This window comes from Paenibacillus sp. P32E (assembly GCF_001909085.1).
Taxonomy (GTDB): Bacteria; Bacillota; Bacilli; order Paenibacillales; family Paenibacillaceae; genus Paenibacillus_AQ; species Paenibacillus_AQ helianthi.
In genome coordinates this window covers 453,474-473,340 of the sequence record NZ_LVYY01000001.1, presented here as the reverse complement: position 1 = coordinate 473,340, position 19,867 = coordinate 453,474, and the positions used below count along the sequence as shown (strand labels likewise).

The following is a 19,867-nucleotide window of genomic DNA, read 5'->3' as shown; positions in this document are numbered from 1 at the left end:
GATAAGGGGTATATGGTTTCAATCCACGCTCCCGCACGGGGAGCGACCAGGCAGCCGCTTAATTGACGTTAACTTGCGCATGTTTCAATCCACGCTCCCGCACGGGGAGCGACGGTAACAATTCCGCATGATGTGGCGGACGCGATGTTTCAATCCACGCTCCCGCACGGGGAGCGACACTGGCGTTCTCTCGAAATACGCAGCTTTCTCCGGAGTTTCAATCCACGCTCCCGCACGGGGAGCGACGAGACATCAGCAGTGGTTGGACCGCCAGTTACAAGAGTTTCAATCCACGCTCCCGCACGGGGAGCGACGGTAAACATCGCCGCTGACAAGCCAGTTGACCGTGTTTCAATCCACGCTCCCGCACGGGGAGCGACTATGCTGCCGCTGTCTCCACAAGCCGGGCATGTAAGTTTCAATCCACGCTCCCGCACGGGGAGCGACAAGCACTGGACGTACAACAACTTTGGACAGTGCTTGTTTCAATCCACGCTCCCGCACGGGGAGCGACGATAAACCAACTGAAAATGAAACGGATACAACTGTTTCAATCCACGCTCCCGCACGGGGAGCGACAGCGACGGTGCTACAAGAGAGCTACGCCCACGGAAGAACAGTTTCAATCCACGCTCCCGCACGGGGAGCGACAGCGACAGGTAGCCCGCAATCCCTTATTTCGTAAGGGCTCAAAGCGGTAAAAGTGCGAACCTCTTAAAACCAAAGATTATTTTAATGATACATTCTCTAAAAGTCTTCAAATCCCCTCTACAGTAAATGGTGCGAACCTCCTAAGGATTTCGTGTGAGCTTCCGGTTCGCGCTAGATTATCAAACTTACAAGCTAAATACAAAAAGAATGACCTCAGGTTGCTATAGAGATCATTCTTTTATATAAAAATGTTATTCTATTCTCCCGTCCCAATAATCCCCTTCTCCTTTTCAAATTGTTCTATGTGTTGTTCAATCAAATATTCGATCTGCATAGCAATAGACCGCTTATTCTTATCTGCGATATATTTAATTTTGTTGAAATTGTCATCCTTCAAGCGTAATGTAAACACTCTTTTATCAGTTGCCATATGTTTTGTACTCCCTAAAAGTGATGTCATTATTGTATCATTGTGGAATACAAGCTTATAGATTCACATTGACATCTAAGTGATGTCACTATATAATTTGATTTATACATTAATTTTATTTTTCTCATCGGGGGAACATCCATGGTAAATCTGGAGCAAGCCTTTGAACAGTTTCTTTCAATACGAATGGAGTATACAGCTCATTCAATATTATCAAATTCAAATGAGTACAAGCAATTAATAGTAGAATGTAACCAGCTATTTAATGAGTTAATTTCTTTTCTCCCCCAAGATTATAAACAGCTTCTCCAAAATTATGATACAAGCACCACATTGCTTCAAGGTATTGCAGAAACATTAATGTATAAGCAAGGTTTAAAAGATGGTATTCATCTCAATAAACTTTTGTTCGATGAGTAGTCACGGTAATTACACTAAGTTCCTTCCTATTTAATTTTTGTATCCCATTAACCGCACTTATTAGATGTCCATACTTGCCATTTTTTTTAAAATACCTTAGAAGCCTTTTAATATCCTCCGATTCAATACTTTGTTTAGCAACGATTTCAGCACGGTACTCACTACTCCCATTGATTCTATGCAATTTATATTTAACCTTACATCGTCCTAATTTGTCTTTATGTACGTATAATTCGAACTCCCCGGGTGACATAGCCTCAAGTTTACTTACTGTTTCTTGATTTCCTTGTTCCAAGTTGCTTGTAGCACTAAGAAAATCCATAAATTTTTTCATATCCAACCAAACTGAAGAGTTCACCACAACATTACCAAAAGATTTAACAGTAATTTTGAATGAAATGCTTTGACTATAAACCTGTACAATCTCTTTGTATGTGAACCCTAAAAATTGGTTGTGTTGCTTTATAAGATGGCTATGTTCGCCTTCAATTATAAAAATCATGTTGGGTATGTATCCTATTTCATGGACAAGGCGGATTGTCGAAGGGCTCATCTGGATCGTATTCTCCGTCTCAAATTCATAGTGAAAGCAAATCCAAGGCATTCCTTCAAAAACAAAAAGTTCGCGAGGCTTTATTGAGAGATGATATTGTTCTTATTACTTCCCCCATGAGTAGCATAACCGTTTTATCCCAAACCATAAATTCAGCTTCGGTATAAAGAAACCAAGGCATTACATTAACCTATGTAAAGATTTAAGACTTTGTGATTTTAATTCACGCTCCGCACGGGGAGCGACATGAAATTAATGCATAACACTAATATAAGAAATTTCAATTCACGCTACAAAATAGGGAGCGATAGCGATTTTCGACCAAAAGAAGGATGAGATCCCTTTTTACAAGTCAGAAAACTACTTAAATGATAAGGCTAATGCATTCAAAATCCACACAAATAATGCAAATAAACTTGGTGCGAAGAACCCGGGGATTTCATGGGCGCTATACACTCGCACCAAAAACATAGGCTCATCTACTATACCCAGGCTAGAAAAATCCCACATCACGATCATATGCTGGTATACATTTCATTCTACGCCATCCTGCCACATGCAAACAATCTCTTTCCCACTAACACCTACCCTTGCAGTGCTTTGCGCACGCTCAGAATATATCTGGCCTGGTCAAGCGGGTTCACGCCCCGGCGGATGCGCTCGGCCCTAACATCCGGGGGGCATTCCTCGTAGCCGGCAAAAAAAGAAGTGAACGTACTCCGCCCCTTCGTGTAGGAGCTTAGGCTGACGGGATATTCGAGCGACGTTGCCAGCGGCAGCCGTCCTTCGATAATCATCCGTTCACCCTGGAGAACCGGAGGCTCAAACGTGCCGCGCATCTGCACGAGATCGTTCATGACGCGGCCACCGTTCTCTTCGGGAACGACGATGCGGACCTGGAGAACCGGTTCCAGCAGCCTGGTGCCGGTCCGGTTCAGCCCATCCATAATAGCCATGGGCGTTGCCACCGCAAAATCCAGCGGATGGGTATGCCACACATGATGCTGCCCCTCGGTCAGCGTCACCTTCAGGTCGGTAACCTCCCAGCCGTAGAGTCCCTGCATCAGCGCCTCCGGGACACGGCGGGCCGTTTCATTCTGATACTGCGGCAGCAGATCGGAGCTGCGGACAAGCGATTCATATTGAAGACCGCTGCCCGGCAGCCCCGGTTCAATCTTGAACCGCAGGATAGCCCAGCACGGCTTCGGCATCAGGTAGGCGACATAACCTTCACCCGCCTGGCTTGGAGTTTCCTTGTAGATGACGGACGGCTGGCCGAAGGTGACCTTCAGGCCGTAACGGCTTTCCAGCACACTGTCCAGAATTTCCAGTTGAATCGGACCCATAACCTTGATGTGCAGCTCCCGCTCATCCTGCAGCCACTGGGTATCGAGCAGCGGATCTTCATCAGCCAGCTCCTGAAATGCCCCGATGACTTGATGCTCATCTATATCGGCCTCCCAGTGCACCCGCACCGTCAGCAGCGGTACCGCCAGCTTCGCTTCCTGCGGAATAGCATCCGGGAGACCCAGCACATCGCCGATTCTGACCCCGGTCAGCCCGTAGACTACGGCGATATCCCCGGCCTCCAGCGTGCCGACATCCTCCGTCCGTCCGCCCTCCACCTTACGGATCTGCGTCACCTTGCCCTGAACCTCCTGCGAGTAATTCATCACTGTGTCCCGGTTGCGGATGGTGCCTTGGTAGAGACGGACGAAGGCCATACGGCCCATGCTTTTGTCACGCTGAATGTTGTACACAATGCCGGACACCGGCAATTCCGGATTTCCCCCGGCACGGGGAAAATAATCGGTCATCGCGTCCAGCAGCTGCGTAATGCCAAGACCTTTGGCAGCTACACCGTAGACGAGCGGGAACATCGTACCCGAAGCTGTTTTGGCGATCAGCTGTTTTTTCCAGTCTTCCATAGCAAGCGGAGCACCCGACATATATACCTCCAGCAACGCCTCGTCCCGCTCAGCCAGTGCTTCCAGCAGCTCCGTCCGCGCCGCAGGGCCGGCCCCATCTGCCCATAAGTCCACAGCTCCGGCATAATCCTGCTCTTGACCGAGAGCCTGCTGAACCGGAAGGATATCACCGGATAGATACGTTCGCGCCTGGGCCAGCACAGCTTCGGGATCTGCGCCGACCCGGTCCATTTTGTTCATGAAAATCAGCGTCGGAATCCCCAGCTTGCGCAGCGCATTCCAGATCATCTCGCTCTGGGCCTGTACGCCTTCAACCGCAGACAGAATAAGCACTGCACAGTCCATCACCCGCAGGCTTCGCTCCACCTCGGACAGGAAATCGACATGCCCCGGTGTGTCGACCAGATTCACCTGCACACCCCGCCATTCGAACGACGCCAAGGCTGCACGCACGGAAATCCCCCGCTGGCGCTCTACCTCCATGGAATCGGTTACAGCTGTTCCGCTATCTACACTCCCCACCGCCTTAATGCGGCCGCTCTCATAGAGCATATGCTCGGTAGTTGTTGTCTTCCCCGCATCGACATGGGCAAAAACCCCCACATTAATCCGTTCGATCCCCTGCTGCTGAATCATCTATGTTCTCCATTCTCAAGTTCCTCTGATATAACGCTATCATCCCTAAGTGTACAGCGAAGTGGCGCTTTTGTTCAATCCTGAACCGGCGGGTCCACTTTCGATTCAACAGGCTGGTTCATACCGGAGGCATAGGGTATTAGTTACTGAAGCATGCTAGCAATCATTGAAGATGCAATACCTGGAGATCATATCGGTAAAAGTGATTGATTGGGAGAAAGTAAGATCCACGCTACGGCAGATCAGGAGGATGAATTTCATTTATTTGGAGTGTGCCTGCAACATTTCTCGCATTTCTGCCATCTAAGAGGATAAGAGGTGAGGCATAATGAACAAACAAACTTTCCAGATGAGCGCGAAAAAAATGACTATTGCGTGCGGCATCCTGGCGGCAAGCGTGTCTTTTGGAGCATCTGCTTTTGCTTTTTCCGATTTAAAAGGAGATCCCGCTGAATCCAAAATCAACGCACTGCATCACAAAGGAGTTGTGAATGGAGTGACAACGGACAGATTTGCGCCAAAATCGAAGGTTACCTTTGCCCAAGGCATCCAGTTTATCGTAAATGGCCTGCAGTTGTCCCCGCAAACCGGCAGCAGTACAGTTACGGCTAGTACTTACTTTGACAAAGTAAAAGATAAGGCTTGGTATGCCTCAGCTTTTCTGATTGCGAAGCAAAACGGCCTAACCCTGGACCCCACGGTTGATCCGAACGCCGCGATGACCCGCGTCCAGTTCGCCCATTTGCTGACTCAGGCTTTGCAGAGCAAAGGGAATTTTCCGGTCACAATGATGTATGCCGATATCTCAGATGGCGGCAAGCTGTCTAATGCAGAAATGAATAGCCTGCAGATTCTGGTGAATACCCATCTGGTGACATTAGATAAGAACAATACTTTCCGTCCCAACGATGCCGTGACCCGTTCGGAAGCCGCTGTCTGGATCTATGACGCTGCTGAGTTTGCCCGAACGGTAATTGCTCCGGATGACGGTACTGCGGCTCCTTCCCAGATGATGTATGAAGGCTCGGTAACCCTGGAAAAAGCCGGTGATGGCGTGAACAAGGCCACGATAACCGTGAGCGATCTGCCCAACCCTGGGTATGGGCTGACCATTAACCGGATTGAATTCGGCAAGGACAAAACGGCTGTCATCTATTTCAGCATCACCAAACCGGCACCAGGCAGAATGTACCCGATGGTTATCTCGAAGGGCACTGCAGTAACCTATCTGCCGGAAGGCTATACTGCAACTGCCCAGTCGCTGACCGCTAATCCTTTCTCCTCCGGCTCCAGCGCAAGGTAAGCTGTTACTCAGAACATATGCCCGGTTCGCTGGCTCGACAGCAGTAGGCTGAATAAGCTTCAAAAGTCCGCATTCCCTTCATCAGGGAAATGCGGACTTTTTATATTACACTCGTGGGGAATTATTCCTGCGGGCTTACTTCCGATGAGCTGGTATAATTCCCTCCATTTTCACAGACGTATTCTGCCTTCTTCCCTTCAGGGTGTCCATTGATCATGGACAATGCCTACCAGCGCGTGATCCTGTCCGATCTTCTCGAAGACCAGGCGCAGGCTGCGCCAGTCCATCCCTTCATTTGCCGGATCAACGCCGGCAATGTAATATTCGACGAAGTCGTATTTATCCTTAGGATAAACTTCGTTAATATTATTCAGTGTCGTTCCCTGCCCCAACCCTTTGTTGAGCGCGGTTTTGGCATCATTCAGGAAGTCGGCGTCATATACAAACCGCTTGAAGTATTCCGCGAAGGTCAGCTTCATAATCTCCCCGGACCCGGCGAATTCACGCCATACATACGGCTTGGGGTCCTTCATCAGACCCTTCAGCTTATCCCGGGTAAATACCAGATCAGTTGCTGTATCGACATAAGCGTAAGGTGAGAAACGGACACCTTTGTCCGGGTGTGCCCAGGACGCAAGGGTCTCCATATCGCCTGCCTTTAATGCTCTTAGTACCGTAGTGGCTGCTTCCTCAGCGGTTGGCGGCATTCCTTCCTCCGGAGCAGCCGAAGCCTGTGGCTGCTGACTTTCTGCCGGTTCCGAAGGGAGCGGTGATGCGGTCGGCGATACGGTCGGTGATGCAGTCGGTGATGCAGTCGGCGATGGGGATACCTGAGTCTGCTCCGGTGCCAGTGTAGCTTTCGGCTCGGCTTCAGGCGCTGCATTGCACCCTGCTAGAACCAGCAGAACAGCGGCCAGCGCTGAACGCCCAACTATTTTCATAGTATTCATGAAATCCCTCCTAATGTTATTCCCCTTCTTTTTATTAAGACGTACGCAGATGGATTATGTTGCAAGTGGCAGGTCTGTCCGTATGATCAAGTGCCCCTGACAAATGCAGAAAAAGTCAGCTATACTTTCCCTGAAGAAAATAAATTCTCCAGAGCCTCTGCTTATGCTATTCGCTTAGTTTCAGAATTCTCGCAATATTCTCACAGGTCCGCTCTACGTTCTGCGGCCCCGCGGCCAGCAGCTTCTCCAGCCCGCTGGCCCCGGGAACAATGCCGAAGATCGCGGTAAAACCCTCCTCATACAGGGACTCAATGCCCTCGCCAATGTAACCGGCAATAGCAATGACTTGTATGCCTCTGGCTTTGGCAGTGCGGGCGACACCGTAGGGTGTCTTTCCAAACTTCGTCTGGAAGTCAATGCCCCCTTCCCCTGTGAACACAATATCGGCACCCGCCAGCTTGTCCTTCAAACCGGTATATTCTATAACAATTTCGATCCCCTTTTGGAGTACCGCTTGGGTAAAGATCATCAGCCCCGCCCCCAATCCTCCGGCAGCACCTGCTCCCGGCAGATCACATACATCCTTGTGAAGCTGTCGCTTCACAATCGCAGCATAATGGGCCAGATTCGCGTCCAGCTTCTGTACCCTCTCCGGGTCAGCTCCCTTTTGCGGGCCAAATACCCGGGAAGCGCCCTGCTCCCCGCAGAGCGGATTCGTCACATCACACGCTACAATCAATTGTACGTGCTGCAGGCGTTCGTCCAGCGCTGTAATATCTATACTTGCCAGTCTTCCCAGACTGCCACCCCCGCGGGGAAGCTCTGCTCCCGACTCATCCAGGAATCTGGCCCCGAGCGCCTCAGCCATGCCTGTACCGCCGTCATTCGTCGCACTGCCTCCGATACCGATAATGATTTTGCGGATGCCCCGGTCCAGACACTCCCGGATCAACTCCCCGGTACCGTAAGTAGTGGTGATCATAGGATTCCGGGTTTCCTGCGACACCAGATGTATACCACTCGCGGAGGCCATTTCAATCGCCGCAGTCTGTCCTCCGCCAAGAATTCCATATTGGGCGATAACCTTCTGGCCGAGAGGTCCAGTGACCTCTTTATAATGGATTTCCCCGCCCGAAGCATCGACCAGTGACTGTACGGTACCTTCCCCGCCGTCAGCCATCGGCACATGAATGTAATGAGCAGCCGGATAGATCTTCCGGAGCCCCTTTTCCATTGCGACACATACTTCCTTGGCGCTCATGCTCTCTTTGAAGGAGTCCGGTGCCAGTACAAATGTTTTCTCTTTCTCTCCCATATCCTCACCTCATGCCATATATTAAAATCTGTGCCTTTTAAAAAGAAACGGATAATAACGTTGCCACATACCCGCCGTCTGAATCAGGCTGACGATCTGGACGGACAAGTCGGAAGCGGCAATCAGTCCGGCAATCCCGCCGGCACCGATCAGGATCAGCACCGTCGCTGTCATTTTATTCAGACCGGAGGAGGTGTACACCAGAATTCGGTCCCCTGACCCATGGCCAGCAGACCAATGATTCCGGCAATCGGCAGAATGTACAGCGCAGCAACCTTAATGCTGGACAGCACGTCAATACCCGTAATCGAACCGATAGGAGATCATCAGCAGGATGACCGCAACGAGCGGTGCCACGACAGCCTTACGAAGAGGCGGATATTTGGAGTTGTCTGCTTCGTTGTACACTGCTTCCTCATCCAGCACCTTTACACCTTTATTTTTCAGAAGCGATGCTACAATAACGGTTACGATCAGGCCGCAGACTGCCGGAATGAAGCCAGCCAGCAGCACATGGCTCAGATCCAGGCCGAACCCCCGTGCAGCGGCAATCGTATTGGGATTGGGCGAGAGGATGTTCCCTACCGACAAAGCAATCGGTGCCACTATCAGTTCAGCTACAGGTATAAATACACCCGCCGCTGTAATGATCATCGTCGCCAAGGCAAGAGCAAGAATGGCCTTGCTGCCGCCAAATTTTTTCACGATGGCCTGCGCTATCATCTCTGCCGCCCCAGATTCCATCATCCCCCCTGCCAGCACCCCACCAGCAAGCACGCGAAGTATTGTACCCATCGCACTTTGTATACCGCTTACAAGTACAGGCTGCCCTATATAAAAAAATATTGATGATCGGACAAATGTATTGTGCAGTTGACCAAAAGAAAACCTCTAGTAAGTCACAGTCAATAGCTGTGATTACAGGAGGTTCTGATCCATAGTGAAATATATCGCGCTATATACTGCTGCCAGCCGGTGATCCTTATAGCTCTATGTAATATCTGGTTTCTTCGCTCTCCGTATGAAAACCAACAGAATGATAAAGAGCCTGGGCGGAATGGTTGTCCGTTCCGGTAACTAGTGAGGCGGTTTCAAGCCCATGCCCCTGCAAATATATCAAGGCTTCGCTCAATAAAAATCGGGCTATACCGCGTCTTCTCCAGGTCTCCCTGACAAACACATCCTCAACAACGCCACCCTCGTCTTCTTGCCAGACCATTACACTGCCAACAATCGTTCCTGCTTCGCGTGCAATGATGGCGGTCCACAGCGGATGACTGCGATATTCGCCAAGCCGTTTTGCTCCAATTGGAGCATCCGGCCACACTTCAGCTTCCAGCTGCATATACTGTTCCTGCTCCTCAGGGGTCTCCATATGCCATTGTATGAAGTCCACACTTTCAGGGAGCGGCAGCTCCGCAACAGGCTCATTCAAGTCACGTTTCAGACTATATAAGCTGTGTAAATACTGATACCCCTGCTGCTGCTGAAAATAACGGTGGTAGCTCTCTTCCGCCAAGTAGTTCCCCACACACAGTATAGTTCCATGACTGTCCGGCAGCGTCGCTTTGATCTCACGGGCCCGAGCCAGCAGGCGCTTATACACAGAATTCAGCAGTTCCACATCCTCTTCCCTACCCGGGAAAGCCTTCAGATTAAGGAAAATCTTGTGCTTGCTCTCCGTCTCACATTCAGGTGCAATGATATTGAATACGGCAACCTGCCCTTTGGCGACCATCTGTTGTCCTTCAAAAGCGCAAAACACATTCGAATAGTTCTCTTCTTCGCCTACCCACCAAAAAATCACAGGATCACCTGCGGTCACCGCCTGATAAAATTCACCCAGTCCCGGCATGTCCTCCTGCTTAAAATTCCGAATCACGAGTTCATTCAATAATGTCTCCACCTTTTCCTATATTATTCCAAATAATATCATGATGGAAAATAGTGCGGCTAGCTAATAAATGAATATATCTATTCAGTACTATTCAGTACCTTAAGCCAATAAGAGTTACAATGTGCAGCTTATATTATTGTAGTAGTTCCCGAAGGAACGCTTCCGTTTTGACAAGGAATCCACTCCCCTAACGGGTGAATCCAGCATCTCATTGCCGCAGGTAACGGCATTGCTCCCCAATCAAGGGTATTCCTACCTCTCATTTTGCCGGCTAGCCCGTTTACGGCGGGATCAGAGGTATTTCCTCTTAGGCCATCAAAAATAATATTGAATCACTTTATCGACTTGGTTGTTTATTCTATTTCGTTTCCTCCGGTCTGTTTCTTCACGTTTATCCCTCTCACTTTTCAATCGGAGTGATCCACCATTTTTTTCACAGTATAATTTCCTCTACAACAAAAAAGCCATCTGCTTCGACTTCCGATGCAGATGGCTGGCTTAATATTTTACTTCGCGCCTCCGGCATTATCACGCGGCGGGCGCATAGTCAGGCTGACACGGCCTTTCTTCAGGTCGACACCCATCACCCATACGGTAACGTTGTCTCCCACGGAGACCACGTCCATCGGATGCTTCACAAAGCTCCCGCTTAGCTGGGAAATATGCACCAGCCCGTCGTTCTTGATGCCGATATCGACAAAGGCGCCGAAATCAATTACGTTGCGTACCGTTCCCTGCATCTCCATACCGGGAACCAGGTCCTCGATCTTCAGCACATCCGTGCGGAAGATCGGCAGCGGCAGCTCCTCACGCGGATCGCGGCCCGGACGCTGCAGGCTTTCCAGGATGTCACGCAGTGTAGGCACGCCGACTTCCAGCTTCACGGCCAGCTCAGCGGCATCCTGTGCCTCAAGCTGTGAGGCGACTTCCTTGCTGCCGAGCGAGGATACATCCAGCCCCAGCTCCCGGAACAGACGGTCCACCACCGGATAGGATTCCGGGTGGATAGGCGTCCGGTCCAGCGTGTTGTCGCCGCCGGGAATGCGCAGGAAACCGATGCACTGCTCGTAGGATTTGGCCCCCAGGCGCGGGACCTTCTGCAGCTGCTTGCGCGTGGTGAACTTGCCGTTCTCCTCGCGGAACTTCACAATATTCTTGGCAATGGTCGCATTGACCCCGGCGACATAGGACAGCAGGGAAGCGGAGGCCGTGTTCACGTCAACACCGACATGGTTAACCGCCGATTCTACAACACCTTTAAGACTCTCCTCCAGATGCTTCTGGGAAACGTCATGCTGGTACTGCCCAACACCGATCGCCTTCGGATCGATCTTCACCAGTTCCGCGAGCGGGTCCTGCACGCGGCGGGCGATGGAGGCGGCGCTGCGCTCCGCCACATCCAGATCAGGGAACTCCTCCTGCGCCAGCTTGGAGGCAGAATACACACTGGCTCCGGCCTCATTGACAATGAGGTACGCCAGCCCAGGATCGCCGATCTCTGCGATGACCTCGGCGGTGAACTGCTCCGTCTCCCGCGAGCCGGTGCCGTTGCCGATCACTATAAGCTGTATGCCATATTTGGCAATCAGCTCTTTGAACTTCGCCGCCGCCTCTTTCTTCTTGTTGTTCGGCGGCGTTGGATAGGTGACCGCCACCTCCAGCAGCTTGCCGGTGTCGTCCACCACGGCCAGCTTGCAGCCGGTGCGGTAGGCCGGGTCGACGCCAAGAACGCTTCGACCCTTCACCGGCGGCTGCAGCAGCAGGCTGCGCAGATTTCCGGAGAAGATGGAAATCGCTTGCGTTTCACCTTTTTCCGTCATCTCCCCGCGCACCTCGCGCTCCACGGAAGGTGCAATCAGCCGCTTGTAGGCGTCCTCGGTCACGGCTTCCAGCAGGTCTTTGACCGGGGACGGCCCCTTAATCAGCTTCCGCTGGATAAAAGCATGAATCTTGTCGGCAGTCACCTCGATGCCGACTTTCAGCACGTTCTCCCGCTCGCCGCGGTTGATGGCGAGAATGCGGTGCGGCGGCATTTTATGTACCGGTTCACGGTAATTATAGTAATTCTCGTAGACACTCTCCTGCTCTGCATCCTTCGCTTCCGAGACCAGCACACCTTGGCTGGCTGTATACTGGCGGACCCAGGAACGGATCGCGGGATCGTCGGCAATGTTCTCCGCGATGATGTCCATCGCACCTTGAAGCGCCAGCTCGGCGCTTTCCACACCTTTGTCCACATCTATATATTTCGCGGCTTCCTCCAGCGGGTTGCCCTGACGGTGCTGCTCCATGACCCAGTCTGCCAGCGGTTCCAGCCCTTTTTCCTTAGCCACACTTGCTCTTGTCTTACGCTTCTGCTTGAACGGACGGTACAAATCCTCCACTTCCTGCAGCTTGACCGCCTTCATAATCTGCTGATGCAGCTCTGGTGTCAGCTTACCCTGCTCCTCGATGCTGCGGAGTACATCCTTCTTGCGGTCCCCCAGATTGCGCAGATAGCCCAGCCGCTCTTCAATATCACGCAGCACGTTCTCGTCCAGCTCGCCGGTCATTTCCTTACGGTAGCGGGCGATAAAAGGAATCGTATTCCCCTCATCCAGCAGCCCTACCGTCGTCCGCACCTGCTTCACACTGATGCCAAGCTCCTTGGCAATCGCCTGTGTGATCGTTTCCTGCTCCTGGCGGGCCAGCGCTTCTTCAGCCGCCAGACCCCCTTGATTTGTATCCACTGTCAATGAAATCCCTCTTTCCGTACACGGTCTGTGTTCATATGATCTCTACCTGAAATAGTATCACAGATTAGCTCCGCGCCAAAATCCGGGAGCAGCAGCAGACCATTACTTCACTTGCCGGCCGGGGCGGCTCATCCGTTTTCGTGAACCGAGCGACAGCACAAAACAGAGCACGAGTACAAGCGCAGCCACAGCGTATGGAAAGTTAATATCCAGGTCAAACAGGACGCCTGCGACAATAGGTCCGGCAATATTCCCGAGACTTGTATAGGCAGAATTCATGCCCATCACGAAGCCCTGCTGTGATTCCACGGCCATTTTGGAGAGCTGTGTGCCGACAGCAGGACGCAGAATATCCATGGCAAGAAACACAATGAAGGTCACAGCGACGATCGCCCAATAGCCCTTTACAAATAAGGTCAAAAGGATAAATAATCCAGCAGCAAGCAGAGAGGCCGAAATGACCTTATTTTCGCCAAAACGGTTCAAAATCCAGCTGAATGCCGTAACCTGAATCACAGCTCCCGAAATCGAGCCAAAGGTCAGGACAAAGGCGATATCCTTGGGCGTGAACCCAAATTTGTGATCCACAAACAATCCGAATACCGTCTCATAATTAGCAAGCCCGAAGGAAAGCACGAAAACGATCAGCAAGCCGAAAAAGTAGGGTTCCCGGTAGGAACGCACCAGTTGGGAGATAAGGCGGTCTTTACTCCCCTCCTTGGACCCGGCTGCGGCAAGCTGCTCCCGGGAACGGGACTCCGGCAGTACAAAGAAGGTCACCACGCCAACGAATGCTGCAGCACCCGCAGCCGCGAAGAAAGGCACACGAATGCCAAGCTCAGCCAGATAGCCCCCCAGACCCGGTCCAATGATAAACCCGGTAGTAATGGCAGCATTAATCAGTCCCATGCCTTTAGCCCGTTCCTCCATAGAGGTCGTATCCGCTACATAGGCCATGACCGCAGGCATAATCAGGGCTGCTCCGGCACCTCCCAGCATTCTCGACACAAACAGCAGCCAGCTTGATTCGGCAAGACCAAACAACAGCTCCGACACTGCAAAGACAACCAATCCGCAGACAATGATTTTTTTGCGCCCCACTCTATCGGACAGTCCGCCGGCCCAAGGGGAGAGAATCAGCTGGGTCAGTGAGAAGGCGGCCACCAGCAATCCAACTACACTGCCTCCAATGTGCAGCTCATTCATGTAAGTAGGCATAATTGGAACAACCAGACCAATCCCTGTAAAGGCCAGGAATATATTCAGCATCAGGAGCAGCATCGCGCCCCGGTTTCTAAGTAATAATTTCATTTGAAGTAACCTCCGTATTCCCAGAACACAATGTTCATATCTTCGGTGTTCCCGTTAGTTATTAATATATTCCGCACAAGACCGACCACCCGGTCTAATTACACATGATAAGAAAATCACCCAACGGGTACATACCGCGTGGTAATTTAACTCTTTCCGCCATATTGCCCGTTCGCGGCGATTTCAAAGGTACATGTACCTCTAATCTTGCCATATTGGAAATTTGCCACGTTCCCTTACCGCGCACGTATACCCTGCAGCAGCAGCGCTATCGCTTCCCGGTAAAATTTCATGATATCATTCGGCGCATGGACAACGGCCATGATCTCGCTAACTCTGCCGACACCCTCCAGCAGTCCGCTCACAACGATTACATAATTGTCCAGATCGCCTTTGACCAGATATCCAGAGTCCATCCCCTCTTGCAGAAGATTGCGGCAGGCTTCTGAGCCGGACTCGTAGAGCCGTGCAAGACGCTCTTGAACCTCATTGGAAAGGGCACGGGATCTGGCATATTCCTCAAGTGCCCGGATCAGCGGGTTCTGGTAATCGTTCGCATAATGCTCACCAAGTGCATAGAACCGCTCTTCGAAACCGCTGATGCTGCTCTTCTTCTGTGTCCACTGGAGCAGCCATTGCTCTGTATCATCTTCCACAATGTACAGGAACAGCTCATCCTTGCTGGGAAAATGATGATACAGGCTCCCTTTGCTGACCTTGGCCGCTGAACACACCTCGTTCATGGTTACCGCTCCGTATCCTTTTTGCACAAACAGCTGTGCTGCCTTCTGCACTATGCGTTTCTTTGTCTCTTCTCCGTCAGAACGTCCTTTAATCCTGACCACCTCCTTCTAGACCGACCGTACGGTCTAATTATAGCACAGGGTTTTCTCAAAGTGAAATAGACACCGTCTGCCCGGCATAGCGTTCATATAGAGTTAAAAAAGACGCACCGGGTTATCCCGAGTGCGCCTTTCCATACATTATCGTGCGATCTATAGTCTGCCTGATTCAAAAATCAATCAGTCCCAGGCTGATTTGCAGCGAATCGTCCACCAGTTTCATCGTTTCATCATCCAGGTGGGTGATCTTATCGGTTAAGCGTTGTTTGTCAATTGTCCGAACCTGCTCCAGCAATATGACGGAATCCCGGTCAAAGCCGTGAGCAGCCGCATCAATTTCTACATGCGTCGGCAGTTTAGCCTTCTGAATCTGGGCAGTGATGGCTGCCACTATGACTGTCGGGCTGAAGCGATTGCCAATATCGTTCTGAATGACCAGTACCGGCCGTACTCCGCCTTGTTCTGAACCCACCACCGGCGAAAGGTCGGCAAAAAAAACGTCGCCGCGTTTAACGATCAATATCTACACCCCGCTTACTAAGCGGCCAAGAGTACTGTCTGCATCTTCCTCCGCGAGAAACGCCTCGCACGCCATGGTCAAATTGATTTTAGCCATTTCCATATAGCCACGCTGCATCGAATCGCGTATGGTCCGTTTCCTCCGTTCGCTTAGATACAGCTTCATGGCCTGCCTGATCAATTCACTCCGGTTGGAGTTCTCCAATTGGACGATCCCATCCACTTCCTGCAAGAGATGATCGGGCAAGCTGATCATGATTCTTTTGGTGTTCTGCAAATTGGCCACCTTCTCTTCCACCCCCACAAACCTTCTGCCCTTGTGTTCCAGTGTTACAATATACAAGGAATTTTATACAAGGAATATATGCCGCCAGTATATCAAGTATGCTGCATTCCATTATAAACTACAATTGGCGGTTCGTATAGACCATAAGTCATACTAGTCTACACGGCATAATCCTTCTATTCAGTTCCTGCATGAGTAGCACGGCAATGACATTAGGTCTGCAGCAAGGGGTTGACCAGGTTCGGAGCAGTGCCTTCGCGTACATACACACGCGGCACCCGGTGGGCCAGCATACAGATTACCTCGTAGTGAATCGTTCCAAGATGGAGTGCCAGTTCATCCGCCGTAATGGACACGGCGCCCTGGCGGCCGATGAGAACAACCTCTTCGCCAGCTTTGATTTGTTCCGCTTCTTCAGCGAAAGATTTGAGCGTTACCATACACTGGTCCATGCAGATCGTTCCGACGACAGGAACGCGGCGTCCTCGTATTAGCACCTCCGCTTTGCCTGTTAGCATGCGGGAATATCCGTCAGCGTACCCCACAGGAAGCGTTGCAATGATCTCTTCGCTGTCTGTGAAATACCGGGTGCCGTAGCTGATTCCCCAATCCGGCGGCAAGGTCTTTACATATACCGCCTGCGTTTTCAGCGTCATTACCGGGTGTAAAGCCACAAGCTCGTGGTTCACCTCTGTGGAGGGATAGAGACCGTACAAGCTTATGCCTACACGCACCATGTTTCGGGATAGAAGAGGTGTATCAATGGCCGTAGCGCTATTGCCCGTATGTATGATCGGGATGTGAATGTTTCTGTCCCGAAGCGTTTCGGCCACGCTCATGAACCGTCGGTGCTGCAACAGTGTATAGCTTTTGTCTTCTTCGTCTGCTTTGGCAAAATGTGTGAACATTCCCTCCAGCTCCGCCTGCGCTACAGAATGCACTTCAGCGATGAACTCAGGCGCGTCAGCCGGTAAAAGCCCCAGCCTTCCCATCCCGCTGTCAATCTTGATGTGCACCTTCAGCCGGTGCTCCGGTAGGTCAGGAAGCTGTCTTACCGCCTCAAGCACCTCCGGTGTGAACAGTGTTACGGTTACATGGTTCTTCCAGGCAACGGCTATTCCTTCCGGTGAGGTGTAGCCGAGTACGAGAATAGGAAGTAGTATTCCCGCTTCACGCAGCTCCAATGCCTCATCCAGAAAAGCTACACTTACATAGTCCGCTCCGAGCCGTTCCAGCTCCCGGGTCACTTCCACAGCCCCATGGCCGTACGCATTACCTTTGACGCATCCCATGAATTTGGTCTCCACTGGAAGAACCTTACGGAAGGCCTCATAATTGGTACGCAGATCATCGAGATTAATCTCGGCTACTGTAGGTCGATAGCTTGCTTGCACTTCAGGGTCACCTTCTAACATTGTAGTAAAACATCTCCTGCAGCATCTCATTGATTTAAGTCTTACTGTCAATGGTAATGCTAATGGAAGGCGGCTGTCAATGTAAGCGGGAACTATCTTTTTGCAGAACTACCACCGGGCCTGTCCTCGTCAAGAAGATAAAAAAAACGGACACTGCATGTAGAGGAATGACTCCCACAATACGCAGTATCCGCCTACTGATATTTACTTACCCGTTTGTTCCTCCATAGAAGCGGCGATTTGCATCATTTCGTTAACCGGGAGATTTGCGCTGGTAATCCGGTACTCCACACCATCACTCATCCAGGTAAGTGTCTGCTGTTCGTCACCGCTGAGGAGACCTACCGTGAAGCCCAAATCAATCACACTACCCGGAGCGAGCGAGACGGCACGGTCCAGCGGACGCGATTCCATAATCGTATACTGGTAGGTCCCGTCATAACGGATCAGTACAGAATGATCTTTACTGTCCTCAATTTTGTTGGAGTCCTTAAGCTTCACACCGGCAGGAATATAGCCTGGTTCAATGATTCCGAAATCACCGAGCTCAGCGGTTACCGGCTTCTCTGACGGTTTACTGTTCTCCGGTGCAGTCACCGGGTTGCCGTTCTCGTCAACTTCCGCCAGCGTGCTTTCGGATGCTTTGCCGGTGGCCATATTCTTTTGCATATCAAAAGAATCCTTCGTGAATTCCGGATCGAACTTGAAGCTGTCGAACTTCACATTCACCACAACCTTGGCTTCGGAGTCAGAGACCTGCACCTGCTTAGGCTCATAGGTCTTCTTGGCTAGCCAGATCTTCTGGCGGACCAGTGCGCTGCTCTGATAATTGGCCGCTACCTCGAACACGTAGTTGTCTCCGTCCTCCACAAACTGGCGGTTGTTATCGGAGACAATTCCCCGGACCAGTGTTTGATACAGATAGACCTGACCTTGATTGTCCGGCCAGTCGCTCTGGAAGCGGAAGCTTTTGCCAAGGCTAGGTGTCAGTACGAATACGCCCTCATCATTGCGCAGCACGATTTGCGTCACATCCTTCTGGACGTTCGACAGGCTGATCCGGTAGTAGGAAGGATTCTTGTACCAGACCTCCACCTTATACTCCTGTGGCTGCTCGCCGGTGTACAGCGTCATTGTGCCTGAACCCTGGTAAGCCCCCTGCTTGCTCTCCAATTTATCAGACACATTGTTCAAATCCTTGACCACGGAAGCGGCATCCTTCTTCCCGCACCCCGCAAGCACCAGGGTCACGCTCATAATGATAGCGAGTACCCATGTTATCCGGCGCATGACATCATCCCCTTAACCTGTTTTGAAAAGCATTGATTAGTACATGTCTATGAGGGACTTGCCTGCAATATGCAGACGGGCATGACAAGCAGGAAGGATATTCACGGGTGGCCGCCCGGCCGCACCAAAAAGCCCGTGCAGGTGCACGGACTTGCTGAACTGATGTGTCATTTGAACGGAATGAGCTGATCGTTATAGACGGTGAAAAACCTGCCCTGGCTGAAGAAAATATCATCACAATAGATTGCCGGCTGTTCTCCAACTTTGAGCGGGTAAGCGAATGAATACAGCGTTTTGTAGCTTTTCCGGTCCAGCACGGTAAGCGCAGTTTTCGTCTCAATTCTGCTATCGGACGTAATAGAGATGTACTTGTCATCCAGCCGTAATCTGTAGGCTATTCCTTTGACAGGTATGGGAGCAAGCGGGGTATGATTCAGCTGTTCGCCGCTGCCATTCAGTACATAGAACCCTTTATTATTGGCGAATAAGAGTTTGCCGTCCACGACATATAGTCTGTTTGTTGTCGGATCAATTCCCTTTGTCCATTTCACTTTTCCGTCTGTTCCTATAGCAGCCAGCAGCGTCAAGCTCTCGGATTTCTTTATTTTGAGGATATATATATCATTGTTAAGCTTGAGCGCTTGCTCTACTGTACTGTTCGCGTTTAGCGGATAGCTTATTTTTTTCTTGAGATTCCAGTCCAGGACGTCAAAAGATGCCTCGATATGCTGCGAATTATATTTGAGCGTCAATATTTCATTCAAGGCGACCCCGCTAAGAAAATGGGAAGGCTGCATTTTTTCCCTTTCGAAACTTTTACTCCAGGCCACTGTACCGTTCAGATTCACTGCGTAGACCGAGGAGTTGTCATGCACAAACAATTTATTGTTGATCAGACTGTCAATCTCAAGCGGTCTGGGAAAGATAACCTCCCAATTCATTGTCCCCTTGGGACTAATGGAATAGAGAAATGTTTCATTAGAGAATTGCTTCAGCCCCGCGCCAACTAGACTATACAAATTACCTGCCTTGTCAAAAAAAGCACGATCACCGAACTTGAATCCCCCATAAATCGGAAGCTCCCACTCCACCTTATTCGTCTTGGGATTGATTGTCACGACATACTCCTGAAGCATCTGCCCCTTGGTATTACGCGGATTCTTGCTCAAAAGCGGCTCCTTGAAGTACAAGAGTCCGTTCGCCGTTCCCAAGTACTTATATCCATAAGTAGAAACAGGGAAGTTAATCGGGTCTTGCTGCTCTAGTTGCGGCTCCGTACCGGTACCGGGATTCACTGCTTCTGCAGCAGCAGGCATAGGACTCAGCAATACAAGTACAGACATCAGCATAATTAGTAGACTTGGAATCCTTTTCATAACTACTCTC

General features: G+C 50.8%; 16 protein-coding genes, 1 pseudogene and 1 CRISPR repeat array (1 of these 18 running past the window's edge). Of the genes and pseudogenes, 2 read left to right on the top strand and 15 right to left on the bottom strand.

Annotation, left to right across the window (positions count from 1 at the left end; all coding sequences use genetic code 11):
• Positions 1-651: a CRISPR direct-repeat array (repeat unit 32 nt; unit sequence GTTTCAATCCACGCTCCCGCACGGGGAGCGAC); it reaches 1,256 nt to the left of the window's first position.
• 256 nt (positions 652-907) lie between these two features.
• Positions 908-1,081 (bottom strand): Arc family DNA-binding protein, encoded by a 174-nt coding sequence (locus A3848_RS31555; protein WP_143192319.1) that lies wholly within the window; start codon positions 1,079-1,081, stop codon positions 908-910.
• A gap of 141 nt (positions 1,082-1,222) precedes the next feature.
• Between A3848_RS31555 and A3848_RS01855 the strand changes: the two genes are divergently transcribed.
• Entirely contained in the window at positions 1,223-1,501 is a 279-nt protein-coding gene (locus A3848_RS01855) for a hypothetical protein (protein WP_074083234.1), read from the top strand.
• Here the strand turns inward: A3848_RS01855 and A3848_RS01850 are convergent.
• The gene (locus A3848_RS01850) at positions 1,476-2,054 is read right to left on the bottom strand and encodes a hypothetical protein (RefSeq protein WP_074083233.1); all 579 of its coding nucleotides are present in this window, start codon (positions 2,052-2,054) and stop codon (positions 1,476-1,478) included. The genes A3848_RS01855 and A3848_RS01850 overlap by 26 nt on opposite strands.
• A 584-nt stretch (positions 2,055-2,638) precedes the next feature.
• Positions 2,639-4,618, bottom strand: a complete 1,980-nt coding sequence (locus A3848_RS01845) for a GTP-binding protein (protein ID WP_074083232.1) — start codon at positions 4,616-4,618, stop codon at positions 2,639-2,641.
• Positions 4,619-4,946: 328 nt separating this feature from the next.
• Here A3848_RS01845 and A3848_RS01840 point away from each other — a divergent pair, with 328 nt between their 5' ends.
• Positions 4,947-5,921: an S-layer homology domain-containing protein gene (locus tag A3848_RS01840; protein WP_074083231.1), complete on the top strand. Its 975-nt coding sequence runs from the start codon at positions 4,947-4,949 to the stop codon at positions 5,919-5,921.
• A gap of 197 nt (positions 5,922-6,118) precedes the next feature.
• Here A3848_RS01840 and A3848_RS01835 read toward each other — a convergent pair whose 3' ends face one another.
• The 12 genes and pseudogenes from A3848_RS01835 to A3848_RS01780 form a co-directional block, all read right to left on the bottom strand.
• Positions 6,119-6,871 (bottom strand): hypothetical protein, encoded by a 753-nt coding sequence (locus A3848_RS01835; protein WP_074083230.1) that lies wholly within the window; start codon positions 6,869-6,871, stop codon positions 6,119-6,121.
• Between the two features lie 166 nt (positions 6,872-7,037).
• On the bottom strand, positions 7,038-8,186 hold the full coding sequence (locus tag A3848_RS01830; RefSeq protein ID WP_074083229.1) for a glycerate kinase family protein: 1,149 nt from the start codon (positions 8,184-8,186) through the stop codon (positions 7,038-7,040).
• Positions 8,187-8,252: 66 nt separating this feature from the next.
• Positions 8,253-9,008, bottom strand: a pseudogene (locus A3848_RS01825) (GntT/GntP/DsdX family permease); the annotation flags it as partial.
• A gap of 160 nt (positions 9,009-9,168) precedes the next feature.
• On the bottom strand, positions 9,169-10,080 hold the full coding sequence (locus A3848_RS01820; protein WP_244169817.1) for a GNAT family N-acetyltransferase: 912 nt from the start codon (positions 10,078-10,080) through the stop codon (positions 9,169-9,171).
• Between the two features lie 509 nt (positions 10,081-10,589).
• Positions 10,590-12,791 carry a Tex family protein gene (locus A3848_RS01815; protein WP_178381885.1) on the bottom strand — a complete coding sequence of 734 codons (2,202 nt, stop codon included), beginning with the start codon at positions 12,789-12,791 and terminating at the stop codon, positions 10,590-10,592.
• A 129-nt stretch (positions 12,792-12,920) separates the two neighbouring features.
• Positions 12,921-14,129 (bottom strand): MFS transporter, encoded by a 1,209-nt coding sequence (locus A3848_RS01810; RefSeq protein ID WP_074083227.1) that lies wholly within the window; start codon positions 14,127-14,129, stop codon positions 12,921-12,923.
• A 236-nt stretch (positions 14,130-14,365) separates the two neighbouring features.
• Positions 14,366-14,923 carry a TetR/AcrR family transcriptional regulator gene (locus A3848_RS01805; RefSeq protein WP_178381875.1) on the bottom strand — a complete coding sequence of 186 codons (558 nt, stop codon included), beginning with the start codon at positions 14,921-14,923 and terminating at the stop codon, positions 14,366-14,368.
• A gap of 217 nt (positions 14,924-15,140) precedes the next feature.
• Positions 15,141-15,491, bottom strand: coding sequence for a type II toxin-antitoxin system PemK/MazF family toxin (locus A3848_RS01800; RefSeq protein ID WP_019913013.1), 351 nt, complete (start codon positions 15,489-15,491; stop codon positions 15,141-15,143).
• Between the two features lie 3 nt (positions 15,492-15,494).
• Entirely contained in the window at positions 15,495-15,776 is a 282-nt protein-coding gene (locus A3848_RS01795; RefSeq protein ID WP_025708964.1) for a CopG family ribbon-helix-helix protein, read from the bottom strand.
• Positions 15,777-15,988: 212 nt separating this feature from the next.
• Positions 15,989-17,170, bottom strand: coding sequence for an alanine racemase (gene alr / locus A3848_RS01790; protein ID WP_074083339.1), 1,182 nt, complete (start codon positions 17,168-17,170; stop codon positions 15,989-15,991).
• A 225-nt stretch (positions 17,171-17,395) separates the two neighbouring features.
• On the bottom strand, positions 17,396-18,481 hold the full coding sequence (locus A3848_RS01785) for a LolA family protein (RefSeq protein WP_074083225.1): 1,086 nt from the start codon (positions 18,479-18,481) through the stop codon (positions 17,396-17,398).
• 167 nt (positions 18,482-18,648) lie between these two features.
• Positions 18,649-19,857: a hypothetical protein gene (locus A3848_RS01780; protein ID WP_074083224.1), complete on the bottom strand. Its 1,209-nt coding sequence runs from the start codon at positions 19,855-19,857 to the stop codon at positions 18,649-18,651.
• Positions 19,858-19,867: the final 10 nt, after the last annotated feature.